Origin of the sequence: Microbispora sp. NBRC 16548 (assembly GCF_030268985.1) — a bacterium.
Classification (GTDB): Bacteria; Actinomycetota; Actinomycetes; order Streptosporangiales; family Streptosporangiaceae; genus Microbispora; species Microbispora catharanthi.
Genome location: NZ_BSSF01000011.1, coordinates 24632 through 45895, shown reverse-complemented (window position 1 = coordinate 45895; position 21264 = coordinate 24632). Strand labels below are relative to the sequence as shown.

24 protein-coding genes are annotated in these 21264 nt (G+C 72.6%); 10 read left to right on the top strand and 14 right to left on the bottom strand.

What is annotated here, in order from left to right; genetic code table 11:
* The first annotated feature begins 58 nt into the window (after window positions 1–58).
* Complete coding sequence (locus tag QSK36_RS28085; protein WP_182901660.1) at window positions 59–376, top strand: hypothetical protein; 318 nt, start codon at window positions 59–61, stop codon at window positions 374–376.
* Window positions 377–490: 114 nt separating this feature from the next.
* Entirely contained in the window at window positions 491–1471 is a 981-nt protein-coding gene (locus QSK36_RS28080) for an AraC family transcriptional regulator (protein WP_183538472.1), read from the top strand.
* Window positions 1472–1489: 18 nt separating this feature from the next.
* Here the strand turns inward: QSK36_RS28080 and QSK36_RS28075 are convergent, their stop codons facing one another.
* A complete protein-coding gene (locus QSK36_RS28075; protein ID WP_221263888.1) occupies window positions 1490–1951 on the bottom strand; it encodes an ATP-binding protein in 462 nt (153 codons plus the stop codon).
* A gap of 252 nt (window positions 1952–2203) precedes the next feature.
* Between QSK36_RS28075 and QSK36_RS28070 the strand changes: the two genes are divergently transcribed.
* Window positions 2204–5485, top strand: coding sequence for an ATP-binding protein (locus tag QSK36_RS28070; RefSeq protein WP_285784443.1), 3282 nt, complete (start codon window positions 2204–2206; stop codon window positions 5483–5485).
* Here QSK36_RS28070 and QSK36_RS28065 read toward each other — a convergent pair whose 3' ends face one another.
* From QSK36_RS28065 to QSK36_RS28050, 4 genes are all read right to left on the bottom strand, one after another.
* Window positions 5486–6310: a hypothetical protein gene (locus tag QSK36_RS28065; RefSeq protein WP_285784442.1), complete on the bottom strand. Its 825-nt coding sequence runs from the start codon at window positions 6308–6310 to the stop codon at window positions 5486–5488.
* 100 nt (window positions 6311–6410) lie between these two features.
* Window positions 6411–6536: a hypothetical protein gene (locus tag QSK36_RS28060; protein WP_285784441.1), complete on the bottom strand. Its 126-nt coding sequence runs from the start codon at window positions 6534–6536 to the stop codon at window positions 6411–6413.
* Between the two features lie 37 nt (window positions 6537–6573).
* The gene (locus tag QSK36_RS28055; RefSeq protein WP_183538477.1) at window positions 6574–6801 is read right to left on the bottom strand and encodes a hypothetical protein; all 228 of its coding nucleotides are present in this window, start codon (window positions 6799–6801) and stop codon (window positions 6574–6576) included.
* 266 nt (window positions 6802–7067) lie between these two features.
* Window positions 7068–7538 (bottom strand): MarR family winged helix-turn-helix transcriptional regulator, encoded by a 471-nt coding sequence (locus QSK36_RS28050; protein WP_183538479.1) that lies wholly within the window; start codon window positions 7536–7538, stop codon window positions 7068–7070.
* Window positions 7539–7593: 55 nt separating this feature from the next.
* On the opposite strand from QSK36_RS28050, the gene QSK36_RS28045 reads away from it, so the two are divergent.
* A complete protein-coding gene (locus tag QSK36_RS28045) occupies window positions 7594–7959 on the top strand; it encodes a VOC family protein (RefSeq protein WP_285784440.1) in 366 nt (121 codons plus the stop codon).
* A 131-nt stretch (window positions 7960–8090) separates the two neighbouring features.
* Here QSK36_RS28045 and QSK36_RS28040 read toward each other — a convergent pair whose 3' ends face one another.
* Window positions 8091–8507, bottom strand: a complete 417-nt coding sequence (locus tag QSK36_RS28040) for a hypothetical protein (RefSeq protein ID WP_285784439.1) — start codon at window positions 8505–8507, stop codon at window positions 8091–8093.
* Between the two features lie 33 nt (window positions 8508–8540).
* Entirely contained in the window at window positions 8541–9230 is a 690-nt protein-coding gene (locus tag QSK36_RS28035) for a TetR/AcrR family transcriptional regulator (protein ID WP_285784438.1), read from the bottom strand.
* 166 nt (window positions 9231–9396) lie between these two features.
* On the opposite strand from QSK36_RS28035, the gene QSK36_RS28030 reads away from it, so the two are divergent.
* Complete coding sequence (locus QSK36_RS28030; protein ID WP_285784437.1) at window positions 9397–9891, top strand: DUF1707 domain-containing protein; 495 nt, start codon at window positions 9397–9399, stop codon at window positions 9889–9891.
* A gap of 32 nt (window positions 9892–9923) precedes the next feature.
* Window positions 9924–10565, top strand: a complete 642-nt coding sequence (locus QSK36_RS28025; protein WP_285784436.1) for a TetR/AcrR family transcriptional regulator — start codon at window positions 9924–9926, stop codon at window positions 10563–10565.
* Between the two features lie 3 nt (window positions 10566–10568).
* On the opposite strand, the gene QSK36_RS28020 is transcribed toward QSK36_RS28025, so the two are convergent.
* The 6 genes from QSK36_RS28020 to QSK36_RS27995 all read right to left on the bottom strand — a co-directional run bounded on the left by QSK36_RS28020 (window position 10569) and on the right by QSK36_RS27995 (window position 15729).
* Window positions 10569–10751: a hypothetical protein gene (locus QSK36_RS28020; RefSeq protein ID WP_285784435.1), complete on the bottom strand. Its 183-nt coding sequence runs from the start codon at window positions 10749–10751 to the stop codon at window positions 10569–10571.
* Entirely contained in the window at window positions 10718–11347 is a 630-nt protein-coding gene (locus QSK36_RS28015) for a lysylphosphatidylglycerol synthase transmembrane domain-containing protein (RefSeq protein ID WP_285784434.1), read from the bottom strand. The genes QSK36_RS28020 and QSK36_RS28015 overlap by 34 nt, the downstream gene beginning before the upstream one ends.
* Before the next feature lie 115 nt (window positions 11348–11462).
* Window positions 11463–12218, bottom strand: coding sequence for an amino acid ABC transporter ATP-binding protein (locus QSK36_RS28010; protein WP_285784628.1), 756 nt, complete (start codon window positions 12216–12218; stop codon window positions 11463–11465).
* Between the two features lie 56 nt (window positions 12219–12274).
* The gene (locus QSK36_RS28005; protein ID WP_285784433.1) at window positions 12275–13183 is read right to left on the bottom strand and encodes an amino acid ABC transporter permease; all 909 of its coding nucleotides are present in this window, start codon (window positions 13181–13183) and stop codon (window positions 12275–12277) included.
* Between the two features lies 1 nt (window position 13184).
* The gene (locus tag QSK36_RS28000) at window positions 13185–14147 is read right to left on the bottom strand and encodes an ABC transporter substrate-binding protein (protein ID WP_285784432.1); all 963 of its coding nucleotides are present in this window, start codon (window positions 14145–14147) and stop codon (window positions 13185–13187) included.
* A gap of 13 nt (window positions 14148–14160) precedes the next feature.
* Window positions 14161–15729: an amidohydrolase gene (locus tag QSK36_RS27995; protein ID WP_285784431.1), complete on the bottom strand. Its 1569-nt coding sequence runs from the start codon at window positions 15727–15729 to the stop codon at window positions 14161–14163.
* A gap of 112 nt (window positions 15730–15841) precedes the next feature.
* Between QSK36_RS27995 and QSK36_RS27990 the strand changes: the two genes are divergently transcribed.
* Complete coding sequence (locus QSK36_RS27990; RefSeq protein ID WP_285784430.1) at window positions 15842–16717, top strand: LysR family transcriptional regulator; 876 nt, start codon at window positions 15842–15844, stop codon at window positions 16715–16717.
* A 159-nt stretch (window positions 16718–16876) separates the two neighbouring features.
* Entirely contained in the window at window positions 16877–18100 is a 1224-nt protein-coding gene (locus QSK36_RS27985) for an amidase (protein ID WP_285784429.1), read from the top strand.
* A 4-nt stretch (window positions 18101–18104) separates the two neighbouring features.
* Here the strand turns inward: QSK36_RS27985 and QSK36_RS27980 are convergent, their stop codons facing one another.
* Window positions 18105–19145: an Lrp/AsnC family transcriptional regulator gene (locus tag QSK36_RS27980; RefSeq protein ID WP_285784428.1), complete on the bottom strand. Its 1041-nt coding sequence runs from the start codon at window positions 19143–19145 to the stop codon at window positions 18105–18107.
* A gap of 211 nt (window positions 19146–19356) precedes the next feature.
* Here QSK36_RS27980 and cuyB point away from each other — a divergent pair, with 211 nt between their 5' ends.
* Entirely contained in the window at window positions 19357–20049 is a 693-nt protein-coding gene (gene cuyB, locus QSK36_RS27975) for a cysteate racemase (protein WP_285784427.1), read from the top strand.
* Between the two features lie 398 nt (window positions 20050–20447).
* Window positions 20448–21233 carry a DUF1963 domain-containing protein gene (locus tag QSK36_RS27970; protein ID WP_285784426.1) on the top strand — a complete coding sequence of 262 codons (786 nt, stop codon included), beginning with the start codon at window positions 20448–20450 and terminating at the stop codon, window positions 21231–21233.
* Window positions 21234–21264: the final 31 nt, after the last annotated feature.

Below are 21264 nucleotides of genomic sequence, written 5' to 3'. Positions count from 1 at the left end.
CAATCCGCCGCGGCGAACGTTGCATAATGCAATAGTCGCGTGAAAGTTGGTGGTCTCGATGACCGTCCAGGCAAAGGCACTCATCACGCTCCTGCCCTCTGACCAGGGCGGTCTGCCGCACGAACTGCCCTTCCGCACGCAGTCGCTGGTGATCTGCGCCTGCGCCGGGGAGGAGGGCATGCGGTTCAGCCGGCCGTTCCAGGTCGCGATCACCGCGGACGACGAGGAGCCGCTGAGCCCGGGAGACTGGCTGCACGTGGTGACCATCGCGACGACCGACGATGACGCGGTCGAGTATCTGCGCCCCGGGGAGCGTTTCCGCCTGTGGTGCGGCCACGACGTCGGCAGCGGGATCGTCTCCCGCCGTCTGATCTGACCATCCGGCCGGTCCTCACCGCGGCCGTGTCCCGCCGCAGCGGGCCGCGCGCGTAGGCTTGTGTCGCGCCCGCCACCTGCGGGAACGGGGGGCCTGCCCGCTTGGGGAGGCGAAATGGCCGAACAATCGCTACCACTCGCCGCGCATTTGCGGCTGTACACACACGACGTCGACGAGGCCCGTACGCGGGTCGGAAACGACCTCGGCGACCACGGGCTGCGCCCGGTGAATTCGGAGATCCGGTTCGACGCCCACTTGAACGGGATGACGTTCGACGGAGTCGGGCTGTACTCGCTCGGCTACGGCACGGAGGTGCTGATCACGCCGCAGCCGCTGGACAGCTACCTGCTCGTCGAGATCCCGCTGACCGGCGTGGCGGAGGTGTCCCACGGCCGTGAACGGATCGTGTCGACGCCCGAGCTCGCCTCCGTACTGTCGCTGACGCGGCCCATGTCCATGCGATGGGCCCCCGGGCACGAGTCGCTGATCGTCCGCTTCGACCGCGCCGCGCTCGAAGCCCACCTCGGCAAGCTCATGGGGCGCACGCCCCGCAGTCCGCTCACCTTCTCCCTCGGCATGGACCTGACCCGGCCCCCCGCCCGATCGTGGCTCTCGGTCGTCGAGCTGCTCAGGCGAGAGGCGGAGACAGGCGGAGCCATGCTGGAGCAGCCGGTCGCGCTCAGGCAGCTGGAGGGGCTGCTGATGACGCAGTTGCTGCTGGCCCAGCCCAGCAACTACAGCGAGGCGCTGTCGGGCGGGCAGCCCCGCGTCGCACCGACGGCGGTGGAACGGGCCGTGGACGTGATCGAGGCGCGGGCGGCGGAACCGCTCACCGTGGAGGAGATCGCCGAGGCGGTGGGCGTCGGCGCGCGGGCGCTTCAGGAGGGGTTCCGGCGTCAGCTGGAGACGACGCCCATGAGCTACTTGAGGGAGGTGCGCCTCGAGCGGGTGCGGGCCGAACTCACGGTCCACGATCCGGGCGCCACCACGGTCACCGACGTCGCCTACCGCTGGGGGTTCGTTCATCTGGGGCGGTTCGCCCTCGCCTACCGCCGGCGTTTCGGGGAGTCCCCGTCGGAGACCCTGCGCCGCTGAGCGCGGGCGTACGGCCGCTCAGCGGGCCGGCAGGTCCGCCCACCACGTGGTGGTGCCGGAGGGACGGTTCAGAGAGCCGTGCCGGATGGCGAGGGCGTCGACGACGACGCCGCCGCGTCCGCTCTCGTCCGGGGACGGGGCGGTTCCCGGCCACACCGGCGCCGCTCCGCCGTCGGTGATCTCGACCCGGATGACCGGGCGATCGCCGTCGGCGTAGACGAAGAGCCGGAGCTCGGCCGGTGGCAGGGCGTGGAGTACGGCGTTGGTCACCATCTCGGAGATCACCAGCACGACCTCCTGCGCGGTGGTCCCGGGCGTTCCCCAGGCCGCCAGGACACCGAGCGCGTGGCGTCGCACGCCGCTGACCTCCTGAGGAGAGTGCGGCACCGGACACGTATATACGGAACTGACGACCTCGGCCGCGGAGACGTCGGCCCGGTCCATGGTCTGCGAGTTCATCGTGTCGTGCTCCTTGGTCACCAGCGGGCACCTCCCGTCGCGAAGCACCCCGACGCTCCGTGCGCGGCGCGTCGTACGGTCGGGAAGAGCGTCACTTATCGCAGATTAGGCAGGCCATACGAAGGCACGCTATCCCCAAGGCGAGGGCGGGTATCCGCATAACGAACTATTACCCGCAGGCCCGGGCGGACGGCGGGCCGCCGTTGCGGGAATCGAGCGCTCACACTGACGAGCTGTCACCGTAAAAGGAAACAGACCTATGCTTTTCCCGCTATGGTGCGCGTTCTGGTGTTGGGTCACATCGGCGCGGAGGTGGCGGGCCGTCCTGTAGAGCTCGGCACGTCACTCCACCGGGCCGTGATGGCCCGGCTGGTCTGCGCACAGGGGCACATCGTGTCCACCGACCGGTTCATCGACGACCTGTGGAAGGGCCAGCCGCCGCCGAAGGCGCTCGGCGCCCTGCAGGTGTACGTCTCGAACCTGCGCCGTGTCCTGGAGCCCGAGCGGGCGCCACGGGCCGCCGCCCGCGTGCTGGTGAGCGCGCCGCCCGGATATCGCCTCGCACTCGACACCGAGGACGTGGACGCCTGGCTCTTCCCCAAGCTGGTCGACGCCGCGGCCGGCCTCCTCGCCCGGCGCGAACCCGCCGGCGCCTTCGACACGATCAGCGAGGCGCTGTCGCTGTGGACGGGCCAGGCGTACGCGGAGTTCGCCGACCAGGAGTGGGCCGTGCCCGAGGTGGGCCACCTGCTGGAGCTGCGGGCGGTCGCGGTCGAATACCGCGCCGAGGCGGGCCTGGCGCTCGGCCGCCACGCCGAACTGGTCCCCGAGCTGGAACGGCATGTCGCGGCCCACCCGCTGCGGGAGAACGCGGTCCGGTTGCTGGCGCTCTCCTATTACCGGGCCGGCCGTCAGGGGGAGGCCCTCGCGGTCCTGCGCCGCACCCGGGCCCTGCTGGCGGATGAGCTCGGCGTGGACCCCGGGCCCGCCCTGCGGAGCCTGGAGGCGGACATCCTCGCCCAGGCCCCCTCCCTCGACCTGATCATCCGGGAGCCCGCGCCGGCGCCGCCGGTCGTTCCGCCCGACCGGCCGCGCCCGCCGACCCCCGGCAGGATGGTCGGCCGTACGAGGGAGTTGTCCCGCCTGACCGCCGCCGCGGAGCAGGCCGGGGACGGGTTCCGGGTCGCGTGGCTCGGCGGGGAGGCCGGGCTGGGCAAGAGCACCCTGGCCGACGCCCTGGTGGGGCACCTGTCGTCGCGCGGCTGGCGGACCGTCGTCGGCAGGTGCCCGGAGACGACGGGCGGGGTGCCGCCCGCGTGGGCGTGGAGCGAGGTGCTGCGCGATCTCGCGGCGACCACGCCGCCCCCGCCGGAGACCGCCGCGCGGCTGGCGCCGCTGCTGACCGACGACGCCGCACCGGTCGGCCAGTTCTGGCTGGCCAGGGCCGTGGGTGACTACGTGGACGGGGTGCCGGGGCCGCTGCTGATCGTGCTGGAGGACGTTCACAGGGCCGACGAGGAGACCCTTCAGCTGCTGCGCCACCTGGCCGTACGGCTGGCCGCGACACCCGTCCTCGTCCTGCTCACGCACCGGCCCGGGGAGTCGAGCGCCGACCTGATGGCGACCGCTGCCGCCCTCGCCGTCCAGACCGTGGAGAACCTGGAGCTGAGCGGTCTCGCACCGGACGAGGTCGCCCGGCTGCTCACCGAGCGGTCCGGCATGGAGGTGGATCGGGCGACCGCGCGGAAGGTCAGCGAGCGCACCGGCGGCAACCCGTTGTTCGTGAGCGAGACGGCGCGGCTGCTCGCGATCGACGGCCCCTCCGCGGTGAACGTGCTGCCGCCCGGGGTGCGGGACCTGATCCGGCGGCGGGTGGCCCACCTCCCCGGCGCGGTCCAGGTGACGTTGCGCAACGCGGCGGTGCTCGGCAGGGAGGTCGACGCCGACGTGCTCATCGCGATGCCGGGAGCCGACGAGGAGACCGTGCTCGACGGGCTGGAGGCGGGGGTGCTGGCCGGGCTGCTGGAGGAACCCCGGCCGGGCCGGGTCCGCTTCGCCCACGTGCTGGTCCGCGAGACCCTCTACGAGGACATTCCCCGGCTACGGCGCGCCCGGATGCACCGCAAGGTCGTGACGGCCCTGGAGACCGTGCGGCCCGGGGACGTCGGGGCGCTTGGGCATCACGCCCTCGCCGCCGCGACCACCGCGACCGCGCCGGCCGCGGCGGAGTACGCGTCGCGTGCGGCGGCCCAGGCGTCCGCGCTGTACGCCCACCGGGACGCGGCGGCCTTCCTGGACGGCGCGCTGAGTGCGCTCGATCTCGCGCCTGACCCGCCCGAGGCGCTGCGACTCGACCTGATGTGCCGCCTGGTGTCCGCGCTGGCGCACGCCGGCGAGGTGGAAAGGGCGCTCGACGCCCGGGCGAAGGCGCTGACCGTCGCCAGGAGAACCGCCGATCCGAAGGCCGTCGCCCGGGCGGCGGTGGCCTTCGACGCGCCCGTCATCTGGACCATCCAGCCGGAGCGGAGGCTCGATCGCGATCTGGTGCACGCCGTCGAGGACGCGATTCCCCGGGAGACGGGCGAGCGGCGCTGCCTTCTGCTGGTCACGCTGTGCCACGCCGTCGAGGGACACGACGGCGCCCGGGTGGAGACGGCGAGCGCGGAGGCGGTGGCCATCGCCCGCGACATCGGTGACCCCCACCTGCTGTGCATGGCGCTGAACGCCCGATACTGGGCCTGCCAGGCCCCGGACAGGCGCGAGGAGCTCGAAGGACTGGGGCACGAGTTGCTGCGGGTCTCCTCGTCGGCCGGGCTGCTCGGCTACCAGACGCTCGGCCACGCGGCGCTCTGCATGGTCGCGCTGAGCCGAAACGACTGGGCCGGCGCCCGGCACCACGCCGACCAGGCGGCGGAGCACTCGACGAGCGGCCAGCTCGGCCACGCCCTCGGCATCCTCGCGTTCCTCGACGCCCTTCATCTGCTCTTGCGGGGAGAGTTCGAGCAGGCCGAGGAGGCGTACACGACGCTGGGCAAGCGGATGGCGGAGTCGGGGGCGTCGATATCGTCCCTCATGGGCGCTGTGGGCTGTTTCGCGGTCCGTCTCGCGGCCGGACGCTTCGACGAGTGCGTGGAGGCGATCACCCCGGTGTGGGAGCGGATCCCGCAGGAGGTCGAAGAGCTGTACGCCCGCGCTCTCGTGGCGGCCGGCCGCCTGGAGGAGGCCAGGGCCGTATGGCCGGCGGCCCTCCCGCGCCGCGACTTCTCCTGGGTGGGCATGATGGCGGCGCGATCGACGACCGCGATCGCGTTGGCGGACCGCGAGGCGGCCGGAGAGTGCTACCGCCGGCTCCTCCCCGTGGAGGGGGAGATGGCCGGGATGAGCACCGCGTCGGTCACCTTCGGTCCGGTGGCCCACACGCTCGGCGACCTCGCCGTCTTCCTCGGCGGGTCCGAGGCCGCGGCGGGACACTACGCCCGTGCGGTGGAGGTGGCCCGGCAGGTGGGCTCCCCCCACTGGGAGAAGGCGGCCCGTGACGCGCTCGCGCGCCTGTGATCAGCGAGGACGCCGGAGCGCGGGAACGGGCTGCCCGCGTCGCGCGGCCTCCCGTTCGAGACGCGGTGCCAGGGCGCGGGCGGTCCGCATCATCTTCCGCACCTGCCCGAGACGGCTCCCGCTGAGGCTGAAGTCGGCCAGGGCGCGCTCGACCCGCACGTGGACCCCGTCGGGCAGGGGCGTGGCCTCGCCGACCAGCACGACGTTCTCCTGGCCGCTCATGTCGGCGCCATGGGTGTGGAAGGTCAGGCAGGCCCGTCCACGCGCCAGGACGCCGGGCGGGCCGGTCCGCACAAAGAAGCCGTCGTCCACACGGGTCGCGCCCAGCGAACGCAGCGGCAGGGGCCAGCCGTCCTCGCCGATCACGGTCAGCACGGGATCACCGAGGCGGACGGCGTGGTCGGCGCGCGGGCGCCAGTCGGCGGGCGGCTCCAGCCACCCCGGAGCGCCGGCTCCGGTGGGGGCGGGATCCGACGGCGGCGCGGTCGCTTCCCGGGCCGCCTCCCACCGCTGAGGAGGCGCGTCGAGCCGCCCGTGCGGCCACCACAGCACGCGCAGCGGAGTGACCTCGATCCATATGCGCGCCCAGTACCAGGCCTGGCGTCGCACGAGGAACCACGGCTGCCGGGCGATCGCCTGCGGATACTTCGCCAGCGTCCGCCGCAGATAGAGATCGGTGTTGGCCTGCCCCACCGGCCAGGTGATCGGCGCGCCGGTCCGGGTGAGCGAGGCGTACTCGCACGTCAGCGCGTTTTCGAGCACCGGCAGGATCTCGGCGGGCCAGTTCGTGCGCCTGGCCGTGCCGGACGCGGGCGACAGGGACATCCCATGCTCCTTCGCAGCGGAATTCCTTACGCCGGTGAACTTAGGCGGCAGGGCTTAGGCGGCACTTGGGACGGACTTAGACAGGCGCGAGGGAGACGGATCAGCGGGCGGAGGTGGTTTTCGGGACGTTCAACCGCTGACGCCGGAGCTGCTCGGCGAACTCCCTGGCCATCGCGAGCTGCTCGCGCAGTTTGTCGACGCGTTCCGCGACCGCCTTATAGAGCAATAAACCCCCGACGCCCGGCGGGAGCGAGCGCGCGCGATCAGTAGGTGCTGGGCTCCGGCTCCTCGACGTTCCACATCACCGTGCCGTCCGGCTGGACGCACCGCCGGCGGACCCGGGTGACCAGTTGCGTCGGCAGTTGGAGCGCCGCCACCCAGGATCCGTTCCTGCTCCGCTCGAAACAGACGTTGTCGCCGTTGACGACGACGCGGTCGGCGGTGAGGGTGCGCTGAAAGCCGCTGTACATCCTGACGCGGTAGACGGACATCGTCCTCCTCTCCACGTGCGGTCTCTCGTGTGGCCGGACCCACCGCGGAGGAGGCTCCCGCGCGGGCCGGCCCCCGCGGGCGGCGGGGCCGCCCGGTTCCCTGGCCTCCCGGCGGTCACGACGCGGGGCGCGGGGACGTCGCGGGACGGCTGCGCGTCGGCCGGGAGAACCACGTGACCTGCATCACCCTACTCTGACGTCAGAGCCGGCAAATCCCGAGGGTGGGCGGGGGCATGTCTTCCCAGCCCGGCGGGGTGGCGGCTCCGCTACCGCTGCCGGCGGACCGGGGAAGGGCGGTCCTCCAGGGCGTCCGTCATCCGCTCCAGGTGGCCAAGCAGCAGGTCGGCCTGCTCCGCGTCCAGGTGGGCGGTCATCCGCTGTTCGATCTCGAGCGCGTCGCCGCGCGCGGCGGCGAGCCGGGCCCTGCCCTCCGGCGTCAGGGTGGTGGGCAGGGCTCTGCCCTGCGGCGCGGACGCCGGCCGCTCGACCAGCCCGGCGTCCTCCAGGTTGCGGAGCAACACGTTCATCGACTGCCGGGTCACGAAGGCGCCCCTGGCCAGCTCGGCGTTGGACAGCCCCGGTCGCTGGTCGAGCAGTTCCAGGCAGGCGTACTGCGGAGTGGTCAGGTCGTGGCGGCGCAGCGCGGCGTCCATGGCCGAGCGCAGGGCCGCCTGGACCCTCTTCAACTGGTAGCCCACCAGGCGGCCGAGGGCGGCGCCGTTGCTCTCTTGCCTCATGTCAGCATTCTGACATATGGTCTCCAATGTCAAAGTTCTGACATTGGAGGTAGTCGTGACCGTCACCGGACTGGATTTCGTGGCGTTGCAGGTGCGCGACCTGGAGGCGGCGGCCGCGTTCTACGAGAAGCGCCTCGGGCTGCGACGGGACCCGGCGGGGCCGCCGCACGCCGTGGTGTTCGCCACCGCGCCCATCCCGTTCGCGGTGCGCGAGCCGCTGCCCGGCGTCGACCTCGAGGCGGCCCCGCGTCCGGGCCTCGGGGTGGCGCTGTGGTTCAAGGCCGACGACGCCCAGCGGCTCCACGACGAGCTCGCCGCGGCGGGGGTGCCGATCCTGTCCGAGCCGGTCGACGGGCCGTTCGGCCGGACGTTCTCCTTCAGCGACCCCGACGGATACGTGGTCACCGTCCACGATAAGTGAGCGAGGCCCGCGCGGGACGTGACGGATGACCTGTCCGCCGCCGTCCCGCGCGGGCCCCGTAGCGCACTCTCCCGCTCTCGCTTACCCCCGGAATCCGGTCTCATGCACATCCCGTGGACCGGGCGCCCCGGTCAGGTCGTCAGCAGGCCGATGCCGAGGGTCAGCACGCCCGCCGCCAGGCAGAGCGCGCCGAGCCAGAGCAGGATGATCAGCCGGTTCGGCCGGGTCGCGTCCCGTCCGAGGGACGACAGGAAGAATCCGGCCGACATCAGCGCGGCGGCGGCCGGCACACCGAGCCGGGCGGTCCACAGGGCGACGCCGTCAAGGCCGGTGGCGTCGACGAAGAGGAGGCACACCAGCCCGAGGGTGACCAGCACCCCCGCGTGCGCGTGCCCGGCGCGGGCGAACGTCTGCTGGAAGGGCGTCATCGGCACCGCGCCGCGGACGATCCGGGTGAGGAACCACCCGCCGAATTCGATGGTCACGACGGTCAGCAGGACGACACCGGCGATCACCTGGGTCGGCTGGCTGAGCTGCAGGGGGGTCATTGGGCACTCCTGTGAGGATGGTGGTGGGGGACGTCAGCGAGCGGCGCCCAGGGCGGCCTCGGGAAGGCCGAGTGTCCGCGCGAGGTCGGTCAGCTCCGCCTCGAACAGATCGCCCGCCTCGTCGCCGATGACCCGCGGGAGGCCGAGCGACTCCAGGCAGACCATTCCGTAGAGCCGCGTCCAGCAGCGGGTGAAGGCGGCCGCGGCGGCGGTGGAGGGCATCGTGATCTCCAGGATCTGGACGAGCCGCTCGGCCAGCGGCTCGATCCGGGGCTCGCGGGGCCAGGGAGCGGGGGAGGCGCTGCCGTAGTCCCGCCATGCTCCGGCGAAGATCTCCCCGAACAGCTTGCCCACCTGGCCTCGCGCACGGCCGACCGCCTGGTTCTCCTCCTCCGGTGGGGACACGACCAGGGAGAGGTGGAACTCCCGGGGGTGCTCGACCGCCCAGCGCCGCAACGCCCTGCTGGCGACGACGAGCCTGCCCGCCGTGTCCGCCTCGTCCACCTCGCCGACCCGGGTGGCGACGAACTCGGTGAGCTCGTCCAGGATCGCCACGATGACCGCGTCGAGGAGGGCGCGGTGGCCGTCGAAGTAGCGGTAGACCCCGGGCGGGGTCATCCCCATCTCCCGGGCGACCGCCCGGATCGTCAGCGCTTCGACGCCTTGGGTCGTCAGGATCTCGCGGCTCACCGAGATCAGCTCACGCAGCGTGGCGTCACGCACCCTCTGGCGTCGTGAAGGACTGGTCGTCGAGGACCCCTCCATCGGTTCTGCCCCCCTCTCTTGTTGACACATGTTAACTCTAGCGTATTGCGTTAGCTCAAGCGTTCATGGGATGCTCGGGTTATTCACGTTCGCGGTCATCGCCGCCCGACCCTGGAGGCATCCCTTGGACATCGACTCCGGCACAGCGCTGCGCTCCAGGCCCGCCGCCGCCCCGGCCACCGCGCCCAGGGTCGGCGCCGCCGAGCGCGACCGTGCCGTCGAACTGCTCGGCGACGCGTTCGGCGCCGGCTACCTGACCAAGGAGGAGTTCGACGAGCGCCTCGACGTCGCCACGCGAGCGCGGCACCGCACCGAGCTCGACGCCCTCCTCGCCGACCTGCCGGCCAAGCTGCGTACGTCGAGGGACCGGGCGCTGCGCCGGGCCCGCAAGGCCAGGGCGGCCAGGCTCGGCGTGCGCATCCACGCCGGCGTCTATGCCGGCACATCGCTTCTCATGGTGGTCGTCTGGCTCGTCGTCGGGCGGGCGACGGACTTCTGGTATCCGTGGCCGATCTGGCCCATCCTGGGCTGGGGCGTCGGAGTGCTGGGCCACGCCGTGCCCGTGACGCTGGCGGTCCGCGCCCGCGAGCGCCGGAAGACGTCTAATTCAATTGCTTGACTTACCGCGTCGATTCCGGTGCGCTGGTGAGGATGACCGGTAAGTTACGAGCCGAACGGGCCAGCGTGACCCGCGAGCGGATTCTGTCGGCGGCGGAGCGGCTGTTCGCCGAACACGGCGTGCTCGCCGTGTCCAACCGCCAGGTCAGCGAGGCCGCGGGGCAGGGCAACAACGCCGCGGTCGGCTACCACTTCGGCACCAAGGCGGATCTCGTACGCGCGATCGCCCGCAGGCACGCCGAGCCGGTCGATCGGATACGCGAGCGGATGCTGGCCGACATCGGCGACTCCGCCGACGTACGCGACTGGGTGGCCTGCCTGGTCCGCCCGGTCACCGAGCATCTGGCCGCGCAGGGCAACCCGACCTGGTACGCCCGTTTCCTCGCCCAGGTGGTGACCGATCCCGCGCTGCGTGCGATCATCGCCGAGGAGACGCACGCCTCGCTGCGACAGGCGTTGGACGGGTTCATCCGCTGCCTGCCCGAACTGCCCGCCGAAGTCCGGGCGGAGCGCGGCGACATGGCGCGGCAGCTGATCACACACGTGTGCGCCGAACGCGAGCGCGCCCTCGCCGAAGGCGCCCCCACGCCCAGATCCAGCTGGCACGGCACGGCGACCGGGCTGATCGACGCGCTCGTCGGACTGTGGCTGGCACCCGTTTCCCGGGATTCGTGAGCTTCACCCCACCGGACGCACGCCCGCCTCGTCCTCATGGCGGCCGACGACGCCGAGCAGCCACCGTCCGGCCGTGGCCAGCCGGGCCCGGACCCCGTCGCGGAGCAGCAGCCAGGCGACCCAGCCGACGGCGAGCACGGCCCAGTACGAGATCAGCCGGTAGAGCGCGACGACGGCCGCCGCCATGCTGCCGGTGACCCCCGCTCCGACGAATGTGGCAGCCATGCCGAGCTCGGTGACGCCGAGCCGGGCCGCCGGCGCAGCCGCATCAGCGCGAAGACGGCCGCCGCGACGGCGGCCAGCGCGATCAGCGCCGGGATCCGGGTCGCGTCGCCGCCCAGCAGCGCGACCAGCCCCAGCACGGCGAAGCTGATGGTCGAGTACACGGCGCTGAGCACGAGCGTCGCGACCGACAGCGGCTTTGACGCACCGAGCCGGCCGAGCTCACGGATGGTGAAGGCGACCGATAGCACCGGTCCGGCGGGCAGGGAGCCGGACACGGCGTTGCGCGCGTACGCGACGGCCACCGAGCGCGGCCGGGTGAGCATGATGCCGCCGCTCCTGAGCAGGCGGCGCAGCAGCCCCGCGAAGAGCCTCATCGAGAGGCCCTCGGCGACCACGGCGACGGCCAGCCAGCCCGGGTTCACCCTTCGAACCGACGCCCAGACCGCGTCCGGGTCGGGAATCCTGTCCCTGAGGGCGAACAGCGCCACTCCGGCCACGCCGACGGCGGCGGCGCCTCTGAGCCGGCGCGCTGCGTGGACGACGGAGGCAGGGGACATGCGCGGGTTCTCCGATGCGCGGTCGGGGGTGCGATGCGCCTTTAAATCAAGCGACTGACTTAGGTTAGCATCGCGGTTTCCCCCGACCAGGAGAGGATCCTCCGGCAGCCGGCGCTCACTTCTCGAACGGGCCCTCCTGGGTTCCGAGGACGCTGGACAGGAACGCGCGGGTGCGCTCGTGCTCCGGGGCGGCGAGAAGCTCGCGGGGGCGGCCCTCTTCGACCACCACGCCGTCGGCGAAGAAGGCCAGCCGGTCGCCGACCTCACGGGCGAAGGTGATCTCGTGGGTCACCACGACCATGGTCATCCCCTCGGCGGCCAGGCTCTTCATGACCTCCAGCACCTCGTCCACCAGCTCGGGGTCGAGGGCGGAGGTCGGCTCGTCGAACAGCATCAGCGCCGGGTTCATCGCCAGCGCCCGGGCGATGGCCACCCGCTGCTGCTGGCCGCCCGAGAGCTGGTGGGGCCGCTTGTGCGCGTGGTCGGCCAGGCCCACGCGGTCGAGGTGCTCCATCGCCAGTGTCCGCGCCCGATCCGGCTGCGTGCCCAGCACATGGACGGGGCCGCAGGCCACGTTCTCCATCGCGCTCTGGTGGGCGAACAGGTTGAATCGCTGGAACACCATGCCGATGTTCCTTCGGAAGGCGGCGAACCGCTTGGGCGTCCAGGGGTGGTATCTGCCGTCCCGCAGCGTGTGGCCGACCTCCTCCCCGAGCACGCGCAGGCTGCCGCCCAGCACCGGCTCCAGCCCGTTGAGGCACCGCAGGAACGTGGACTTGCCCGAGCCCGACGGCCCGATGACGCAGCTCACCTCGCCGGAGGCCACGGTGAAGTCCACCCCGTTGAGCACCTGCACGCCGCCGTAGCCCATCCGGACGCCCGTCGCCACCACCACGGGGGCCACCGCCGCGGGGGCCGCCCCGGCGTTCACGCGGCCACCTTCGGCAGGACCCGGGCCGCGACCCCGCCGCCGCGGACCAGCCGTACGGCGTCGGAGCCGAAGCGGCGCTCCAGCCGCCCCTGCAGGAAGGTCGCCACGGCGGTCATGACCATGTACCAGACGCTCGCCACGATCAGCAGCTCCATGATCCGGTTGTTCGCCTTGTAGATCTGGCTGGCGTTGGTCATCAGGTCGTGCCCGGCGACGACGTACACCAGGGAGGTGGTCTTCAGCATGGAGATGAACTCGTTGCCGGTCGGCGGGATGATGATGCGCAGCGCCTGCGGCAGCACGATGACCCGCATCCGCCTGGCCGGCGTCATGCCCAGCGCGTACGCCGCCTCGGTCTGGCCGCGGTCCACCGCCTGGATCCCGGCGCGCACGGTCTCGGCGAAGTACGCCGCCAGGTTCAGCCCCAGCCCCAGCATGGCCGAGGTGAAGCCGGTCATCACCTGGTTGGTGTCCCACTTGAGGCCGATCATGGTGAACGGGATCCTGAGCACCAGCTCGGGGAACAGGAACGCCAGGTTGTACCAGAAGATGAGCTGCACCAGCACCGGCGTGCCGCGGAAGAACCAGATGTAGAACGCGGCCAGCCCGCTCAGCACCGGGTTGTGCGCGAGGCGCATGACCGCGACAAGGACGCCGAGCACCAGCCCGAGGGCCGTCGCCAGCACGGAGATCTCGATGGTGACCCAGACCCCGGACAGGATCCGCTCGTTGAACAGATACTCGGCGACCTTGCCCCAGTCGAGGCGGGGGTTGACCACCACCAGGTAGGCCAGCCAGCCGGCGACCGCGAGCGCGACGGCCGCGGTGAGCCAGCGGCCCCAGTGCCAGGGGCGCGCGACGGGGACCGGCGTGCCGGACCCGTCGGCGATCGGTTCGGTGCGCACGTCACTTACCGCCGTTGACCACGGCCGACTCGACGGCCAGCGCGTCGAGGTTCCACGCCTTGAGCAGCCCGCCGTACTCCCCGCTCTTGATGAGGGAGTCGAGCGCGCCCTTGACGGAGTCGACGAGCTGCTTGTTGTCCGGCTTCATCCCGATCCCCCAGGGGCTGGCGGTGCCGTCGAGGCTGATCGCCTCCATGTCGAGCTTGGGGTCGGCCGCCTTGTACGCGGCGACCACGTAGTCGGTGACGCTCGCCTGCGCGCGGCCGTTGCTCACCTGGAGCATGGCTTCCGTGTCGCCGGGGAACTTCAGGATGTCCACGGCGGGCTTGCCGCCCTTCTTGCAGTCGGCGTCATAGCTCTCGGCCAGCTCCATCGAGGAGCCGTTGTCGACGACGGAGACCGTCTTGCCGCAGAGGTTCCCGGGCCCGGTGATGCCCGCCGAGTTGCCCTTCTTGACCAGCAGCGCGGCGCCCGCCTGCACGTAGTCGACGAACGTGACCTGGCCCTGCCGTTCCGGCGTGTCGCTCATGGAGGAGATGACGAAGTCGTAGCGGCCGGTGAGCACACCGGGGATCTGCGAGTTGAACTCCTCGTCGGTGATGGTCACCTTGACGCCGAGCTTCCTCGCGATGGCGCGCGCCAGGGCGGGGTCGAAACCGATCGGCGTCTTGCCGTCGCTCGCGTACAGCTCCATGGGCGGATAGCCGATGGAGGAGACGACCTTGAGGCCGCCGGACTTCAGGCTCGCCGGCGCCTTGGCCGCGAGCTCCTGGTCGGGGGTGATGGCGTTGATGACGTCGGCCGCCTTCTCCTCGGCGGGGGCCTGGTCGAGGACGACGGCCGGCGCCGAGGCCGCCGTGCCGGAGTCGCCGGAGTCGCCGGCGTCCAGGGACTGGGCGCCGCAGGCGGCGGTCGCGGTGAGCAGCCCGCCGACGGCGAGCATGGTGAGGATCCGGGTGTTCAAGGGGGGTGCTCCTTCAGATGCGCCGCCAGCGGACATCGCCGCCGACGACGGTGGTCAGAACCTTGGTGCGCAGCACCGCCTCGGGCGACTCCAGGTAGGGGTCGGTGTCCACCGCGATGAAGTCGGCGAGTCTGCCGGGCGTCAGGACGCCCTTGCGCTCCTCCTCGCCGGCGGCGTAGGCCGCGCCCAGGGTGTGGGCGGTGACGGCCTCGGCCATGCTCAGCCGCTGCTCCGGCTGCCACCCGCCGGCGGGGGTGCCGTCGGTCCGGGTGCGGGTCACCGCGGCGTACAGCGCGGCGAAGGGGTTGGGGTGCTCGACGGGGGCGTCGGACCCGAAGGCCAGCGCCACGCCGACGTTCAGCATCCCCCGCCAGGCGTAGGAGGCCAGCTCGTGGCCGGCCAGCAGGTGGTCCACCAGGTCGATGTCGCTGGTGCAGTGCACGGGCTGCATCGAGGCGACGATGCCCAGCCGCGCCATCCGCGCCAGGTCGCCGGGCCGCAGGTGCTGGGCGTGCTCGATGCGGTGCCGCAGCCCCGGCGTGGGGCCGATCGCCTCGTAGGCGTCGATGACCAGGTGGTTGGCCCGGTCGCCGATCGCGTGCGTCGCCACGGCGATGCCGGCTGCGGCCGCCCGGGAGAACAGCGCGACCAGCTCCGCGTACGGCGTGACCGCGATGCCGGTGTTGCCATGATCGCCGGCGAAGGACTCGCTCATGTGGCAGGTGTGCGAGCCCAGCGCCCCGTCGCTGAAGATCTTCACCGGGCCGGTGCGGAACCAGTCGTCGCCCTGCCCGGTGCGGCGGCCCTCGGCGATCGCCGTCTCCAGGTGGACCATCGGGATCGCCTTATGGACGCGCAGCTTCAGCTCGCCCGCGTCGCGCAGCTCCAGGTAGGCGGCCCGGCAGTCCTCGCCGTCGATGTCGTGCACGCTGGTCAGGCCGAGCGCGAGCAGCTCCTCCTGCGCCGCGCGGAGCAGGTCGCGCAGGTCGGGGGAGACCATGAGGTCGCGCAGCGGGTAGGAGGCCGCCTCGCGCAGGATGCCGGTGGGCTCCCCGCTCGCGTCCCTGACGATCTCGCCGCCCACGGGGTCCGGCGTGCCCGCGTCGATGCCGGCCAGCCGCAGCGCGGCCGAGTTGGCCCACACGGTGTGGCCGTCCACGCTGGGCAGCGCGACGGGCAGGTCGGGGCAGACGGAGTCGAGCGCGTACCGGTCCGGCTGGGCGGGCGGATCCCAGGTGTTGCTGTTCCATCGGCCGCCGAACAGCCAGGCGCCCGGCCGCAGCCGCGCCGCGTGCGCCGCCACCATGGCGAGGGCCTCGTCCAGGGAGCGCACGTCGCGCAGGTCCACCGCGCCGAGGCTCTGGGCGTACTGCGCGGTGTGGATGTGCGCGTCGTAGAGGCCGGGGAGCACCGCGGCGCCGTCAAGGTCGATCAGCTCCGCTCCCGGGCCCGCGGCCTCGCGCACCTCCGCCTCCGTGCCGACGGCGAGCAGCGTCTCGCCGTCCACGGCCATGGCCTGGGCGGGCGGGGTGCCGCCGGCTCTCGTGTGGATGGCGGCGTTGCGGTACACGCGGATGCTCATGTGACTCTCAAACGGGTTCGGAGGACGGTGGTCCATCACTGTAGGAGTGGCGGAAAAGCGGCGGAAGCGCTATAAACACGACATTTAGCAACCCTGAGAGCAAGGAACGCTGATGCTGAAGCCGGAACACCTACGCACTCTGCGCGAGGTGGTCCAGCTCGGCTCCTTCGCCGCCGCGGCGAACCGGCTGGGGTACACCTCGTCGGCCGTCTCCCAGCAGATGGCCGCGCTGGAACGACAGATCGGCGTGCGGCTGTTCGAGCGGTCCGCGCACAGCGTGCTGCCCACCGGCGCCGCCGAGGTGCTGGCCAGGCACGCGGCGACCGTGCTCGGCGACATGGAACGCATGATCGCCACCGTCCAGGCCGTGCACCGCAACAGCGAGCGGCGCATCCACCTGGGCATCTTCCCCAGCTTCGCCGACGTGCTGACCGGCGTGCTCGGGCGGATGGAGGACAGGGACCGGGCCGGCGTCAGGGTCACCGTCGGTGAGTCCTCCCAGCTCATCCCGCGTCTCGGCGCCGGAGGCGAGATGGACGCGGCGATCGTCTACCAGGTGGGGAACTCCGGCCTCTCGTGGCCGTCCGCGCTGGGCCGCCGCTGGATCGCCGAGGACCGCTACAAGGTCGTCCTTCCCGCACAGTGGGGCGACCTGGCGCCGCACCGGGCAGAACAGCTCGTCGACCTGCCGTGGATCATGCACCACCCGGGCAGCAGTGACGCCTCCTTCTTCGAGGGCGTGTTCTCCCGCTGGAGCCTGCACCCCCGGGTGGCCTGCCACGCCGACGACTTCAAGATCATGCTGGCGATGGTCGAGGCGGGGATGGGCGCCGCGCTCATTCCCGATCTCGCGCTGCGCGGGCACGGCCCGGGCGTCGTGGTCGCTGACGTGCCGTGGCTGAACACCAGCCGCAGCATCTTCGCTCTCGCCCGCCCCGAGCGGGAGACCGCCCGTCTGCTGTCCCTGCTGGACGCGCTGGCGGTCTGACCGTACGGTCCGCGCCGCTCCAGGTCCGCGCGGGGCTCGACGCGGAACGGGGGATATGTCAGCATTTGCCGGATCATGGGCGCGGCCGGCGACGACCCGTCGCGCCGTCCCCACCGGACGGCCCCCGCCGCCGGAGCAGGCGTGAGGAGGCCCTCGACCATGGAACGCGAGGCGGCGATCACCGGATCGACCGGTGCGGTCGCGGCACGCGAGGTGGCGATCGCCCGGTCCGCCGAGGCGATCCGCCTTCACAGCGGACACGCCATCCTCATCGAGGCCGGCGCCGAGCCGGTCATCGAGCGGCTCGCCCGCAACGAGCGCCCCGCCCCCGATGTCCCGCAGGAGCTGTGGGCGTGGACGTTCGTCGTCAAGGACATGATTGACATCGCCGGGCTCCCCACGACCCGCGGCTCCGCCCTGTACGGGAGCGAGGAGGCCCTGACCACCGCCCCCTGCGTCGAGGCGCTGGAACGCGCGGGGGCGCTGCTGGTCGGCAAGGCGAACCAGCACGAGTTCGCCTGGGGCGTCACCAGCGAGAATCCCCACTGGGGCGACGTGCGCAACCCGCGCCACCCACACCTGTCTCCCGGCGGATCGAGCGGCGGCACGGCGGCCGCGCTCGCCGCGGGCATCGCCCGGTTCGGCCTCGGCACCGACACGGGCGGCTCCGTACGGATCCCGGCGGCCTGCTGCGGCGTGGTCGGCCTGCGCCCCGGAGCCGGCGCCGTCCCGTCCGAGGGCGTCGCGCCGCTCGCCCCCATGTTCGACGTCGTCGGGCCCATGACCACCTCGGTCGACGACTGCGCCCGCGTGTGGCGGGTGCTCTCCGGCGAGGCGGTCGAGCCGCCGGACTCGCTGTCGGGGCTGGTCGTCGGCGTCGCCGAGGGGTGCGCGCAGGCCGGGGAGTTCGCCGGCCTCGGCGCCGAGGTCCGCGAGATCGCCCTGCCCTACGACATCCTCCCGCCGTACTGGACGATCGTGGGCGCGCAGGCCCGCCGCACGCACGAGGCCACCTATCCGAGGGCGGCCGGGAGCTACAGCGAGGGGGTGCGGCGCAAGCTGGAGGGCGCCGCGGGGATCGGCCACCGGGAGTACCGCCGGGCGATCGAGGAGCTCGCCGCGGTCCGGGCCCGCTTCTCCGCGGAGATGTCCGGGGTCGATCTCCTGATCATGCCGACGCTCGGCGGCCCCGCGCCCCGGTTCGGGTGCGACGAGGCCGCCGTACGCGGCGAGGTCGGCCGCCTCACCGCCGTCGTGTCCGCGCTCGGCCTGCCCGCGCTGGCGGTCGGTGATTTGCAGGTGGTGGGACGCCGCGAGGCGGACGTCCTGCGCGCCGGCCTCTGCCGGGAGGCGCGAGGCGGCGGCGTCCCCGAGCCCCGCTGACCCTTCAGGCGTGCCGCGGCAGGGTCCACGGGTCCACCGGGACGACGGCCGTGCAGCGGCCGAGCCGGTCGAGGACCCGGCCGTACAGCTTGGCCTGCCGCAGCACGATCTGCCGATCGGCGACGCTGACGTGGGGGAACCGCTCCTCCAGGCGGACCACCAGCGGGTGCAGGTCCGAGACGCCGTGCAGACCCACGGTGAGGAGCATGTTGCGGGTGCCCGCCAGCGCCGCGCAGGTGCGCGTCTCCGGCCAGCCGAGCAGCGCCCGGCCCGTCTCCTCCAGCAGGCCGTCCGGCATCCGCAGCCACAGGATCGCGGAGGAGTGCCAGCCCGCCTGCGAGCGCGCGAGATCGCAGCGGAAGTCGATGTCGCCCGTCGCGACCAGCCGGGACAGCCTGCGCTGCACCGTGCGCTCGGATGCGCCGACGGTCCGGGCCAGCTCGGAGTAACCGGCCCGGCCGTCGGCGAGCAGGGCCTTGAACAGCAGGCGGTCGAGTGCGTCCATCCGCCTCGTCGACTCCGGCGGGCCGGGCCGCCGCGCCAGCGCGGCCGCCGCACGAGGGGGCAGCACGCGCAGCCGCCAGCGGCACGAGGCCTCGAAGACGCGCGTCGCGACGTGGGTGCGCACCTTCGCCACGCCCGGCACCCGCGGCAGGTCCGTGAGCAGGTAGTCCGCCAGCGTCGGCATCGAGGCGGCCACGGCGATCACGAACAGGTCGTGGCCCGCGGCGACGTGCTGCACGGTGATGAGGTGCCCGGCCGTGGCGAGCCGGTCCGCGACGTCGACCGCGGCTCCGGCCTCGCAGTCGATCTCCAGGAACGCCATGCTCATCGCGTGCATCTGGCGCTGTCCGAGGGCGACGGTGGTCCACGCCTCGCCCGACGCGTTCAGCCGCTGCCAGCGCCGCGCGGCCGTCACCGGATCGGCGCCGATCGCCGCCCCGATGTCCACCCAGCTGGCGCGCGGGTTGATCTGGAGCGCGTCGATCAGTTCGAGGTCGGCCTCCGACAGCAACCGAGGCGACTCTGTGCCGGAATCCTGCACGATCACCCCTCCAATGGCTGTTTGCTGCGTTCTCAGGCCGAAAACACCTTATAGATCGATCCTTGTGCGGGTAGCCGTCCCGGCTCCCGGACGTACGGCGCTGACGCTTCCACGACCGTGCGGCGAACCCCTGGCACTCGGGGAGAGGACGAATCTCGATGACTCGGTTCCGCGGCACCCGGCGGGTCCGCGGCCCGGCCGGAGGCGACCGGTGAGCGGGCCCCGCCTGGTCGGCGTCCTGGGCGGCATGGGACCGGCGGCCACGGTGGACTTCTACGGCAAGCTCGTTGAGGAGACGCCGGCGACCTGCGACCAGGGGCACGTGCCCGTCGTCATCTGGGGCGACCCCCGCGTCCCCGACCGCTCCCTGAGCCTGGTCGGCGACGGCGAGGACCCGACCCCATACCTGCGACGCGGCATCGAGGGCCTGAAACGGGCCGGGTGCCAGGTGCTCGCCGTGCCGTGCAACACCGCTCACGCGTTCGTCCCCCGCCTCGCGGACGAGGCCGGTCTGGAGTTGGCGAGCATCATCGAGGTCACCGCCGACGCCCTCGCCGCCGCCGGCGTGCGCGCGGCGGGCGTGCTCGCCACGTTGGGCACCCTGCGCGCGGGCCTGTACGCGGAGGCGCTGCGGCGTCGCGGCGTCGCGGTGATCGAGCCGGGCGAGGCCGACCAGCGGCGGGTCATGGCGGCCATCGGCGCGGTCAAGAGCGGCGCCGTCGGCCCGGCCCACCGGCACGTGCTCGAGGAGGTCTCCCGCGCCCTCGCGGACCGCGGCGCCGAGCGCGTCGTCGCCGCGTGCACCGAGATCGTCCTGGCCTTGGACGGTTCCCGTGTCCCCGTCCCCGTCGTCGATCCCGCTCGCCTGCTGGCCCGCCGGGTCGCCGAGCTGGCGCTCGGCTGAGGCGGCGCATCAGGAAGAACGTGCAGCTCGTCGCCGCGCAGGCGCGACTGCGTCAGACGGTCGACAAGGCCGGCATCTACGCACAGGCAGGGCTCGGATTGACGTACGGCCCCAGAAACGACTTGTGGAGGCTCGGGGTCATCCCCAGAGCGGCAGCGCGCGAAGTTGCGATCTCCCGCCTGCCGGTTCGGGACGGCCGGCGGGCCGAGACGGTGGCCCCGCCGCGCTCCTGAGGGGTACAGCGGCGAGGCCACGTCGGGACGGTGCGGCGCCACACGCACCGCGCGGCGCCCTCGACGATATGCCCCTACCGGCCTTGATACATCTAGGTGATGACGTCCAACCCACGCATAACGCAACGGCCGACATGAACCGAATTACGCCCATAGGGTCGTCCCATGACCGACACGGAAACCGTTGACGAGACCCCGGCGGCGAGGACCGCCCGCTTCCGCGCGGAGGCCGCCGCACGGGGGATTCCGGCCGCCGAGGTGGAGGCGTACATACGCACCGCCCGCCCGGCGGTCTACCTCGCAGAGGACGGCCCCGGACCGGTGGTGGCGCTGACCGGCGGGAACCCGCCGCTGCCGGAGGGCGCCCCCGCGCCGGTGGCGGCGTTCGTCGCGGCCGTCGACTGCGCGGCCCTGCCGCCCGGGGCGACGGATCTGCCGCTGCCCACCGAGGGTCGGCTGTTGTTCTTCGCCAACCCCGATCCGGGCAGCGGGGCGGTGGTCGCTGACGCCGTGCGGTATCTACCGGCCGGGACGCCGTCGGCAGAGCGACCGGTCGACCGGGACGGCGGTCCGGACACCTACCGCCGGGCGCGGCTGGACTTCTGCTTCCACCAGTGGTCGTGGCCGTGGCGCGAGGAGGACGACGACGAGGAGTCGCAGCGGGCCGCCGAGCTGGAGTCGGCCTGGTCGCACGTGGTCGGCTGGCGCCCTCACTGGCGCTTCCAGCTTGGCGGTGAGCCGGTCCTCTTCAACTGGGACCCGGTCGAGGTGGTCCGGGAAGAAGTGCCGCTGCCGCTCGCGGATGGCGACGAGTGGACGCTGCTGGCTACCTGGCGCGGTGAAGACGACTGTGAGGAGCTGGAGGCGGGCCTCTTCCACTGGGTGATTCGCCGCGCCGACCTGGCCGCTCTCCGCTTCGACCGGGTGTACGTGTACGTCGACGCCTTCTGACCGCCGAGGCATCCGACCCCTAGCCTCGCGC

Bases quoted from the DNA above. Each gene is read 5' to 3' on its own strand.
- QSK36_RS28080 (WP_183538472.1), top strand. From the start codon at position 491: ATGGCCGAACAATCGCTACCACTCGCCGCGCATTTGCGGCTGTACACA.
- QSK36_RS28070 (WP_285784443.1), top strand. From the start codon at position 2,204: ATGGTGCGCGTTCTGGTGTTGGGTCACATCGGCGCGGAGGTGGCGGGC.
- QSK36_RS28025 (WP_285784436.1), top strand. From the start codon at position 9,924: ATGACCGGTAAGTTACGAGCCGAACGGGCCAGCGTGACCCGCGAGCGG.
- QSK36_RS28085 (WP_182901660.1), top strand. From the start codon at position 59: ATGACCGTCCAGGCAAAGGCACTCATCACGCTCCTGCCCTCTGACCAG.
- QSK36_RS28050 (WP_183538479.1), bottom strand. From the start codon at position 7,538: ATGAGGCAAGAGAGCAACGGCGCCGCCCTCGGCCGCCTGGTGGGCTAC.
- QSK36_RS27985 (WP_285784429.1), top strand. From the start codon at position 16,877: ATGGAACGCGAGGCGGCGATCACCGGATCGACCGGTGCGGTCGCGGCA.
- QSK36_RS27970 (WP_285784426.1), top strand. From the start codon at position 20,448: ATGACCGACACGGAAACCGTTGACGAGACCCCGGCGGCGAGGACCGCC.
- QSK36_RS28065 (WP_285784442.1), bottom strand. From the start codon at position 6,310: ATGTCCCTGTCGCCCGCGTCCGGCACGGCCAGGCGCACGAACTGGCCC.
- QSK36_RS28010 (WP_285784628.1), bottom strand. From the start codon at position 12,218: ATGGGCTACGGCGGCGTGCAGGTGCTCAACGGGGTGGACTTCACCGTG.
- QSK36_RS27995 (WP_285784431.1), bottom strand. From the start codon at position 15,729: ATGAGCATCCGCGTGTACCGCAACGCCGCCATCCACACGAGAGCCGGC.
- QSK36_RS27990 (WP_285784430.1), top strand. From the start codon at position 15,842: ATGCTGAAGCCGGAACACCTACGCACTCTGCGCGAGGTGGTCCAGCTC.
- QSK36_RS28040 (WP_285784439.1), bottom strand. From the start codon at position 8,507: ATGACCCCCCTGCAGCTCAGCCAGCCGACCCAGGTGATCGCCGGTGTC.
- QSK36_RS28020 (WP_285784435.1), bottom strand. From the start codon at position 10,751: ATGGCGGCGGCCGTCGTCGCGCTCTACCGGCTGATCTCGTACTGGGCC.
- QSK36_RS28055 (WP_183538477.1), bottom strand. From the start codon at position 6,801: ATGTCCGTCTACCGCGTCAGGATGTACAGCGGCTTTCAGCGCACCCTC.
- QSK36_RS28015 (WP_285784434.1), bottom strand. From the start codon at position 11,347: ATGTCCCCTGCCTCCGTCGTCCACGCAGCGCGCCGGCTCAGAGGCGCC.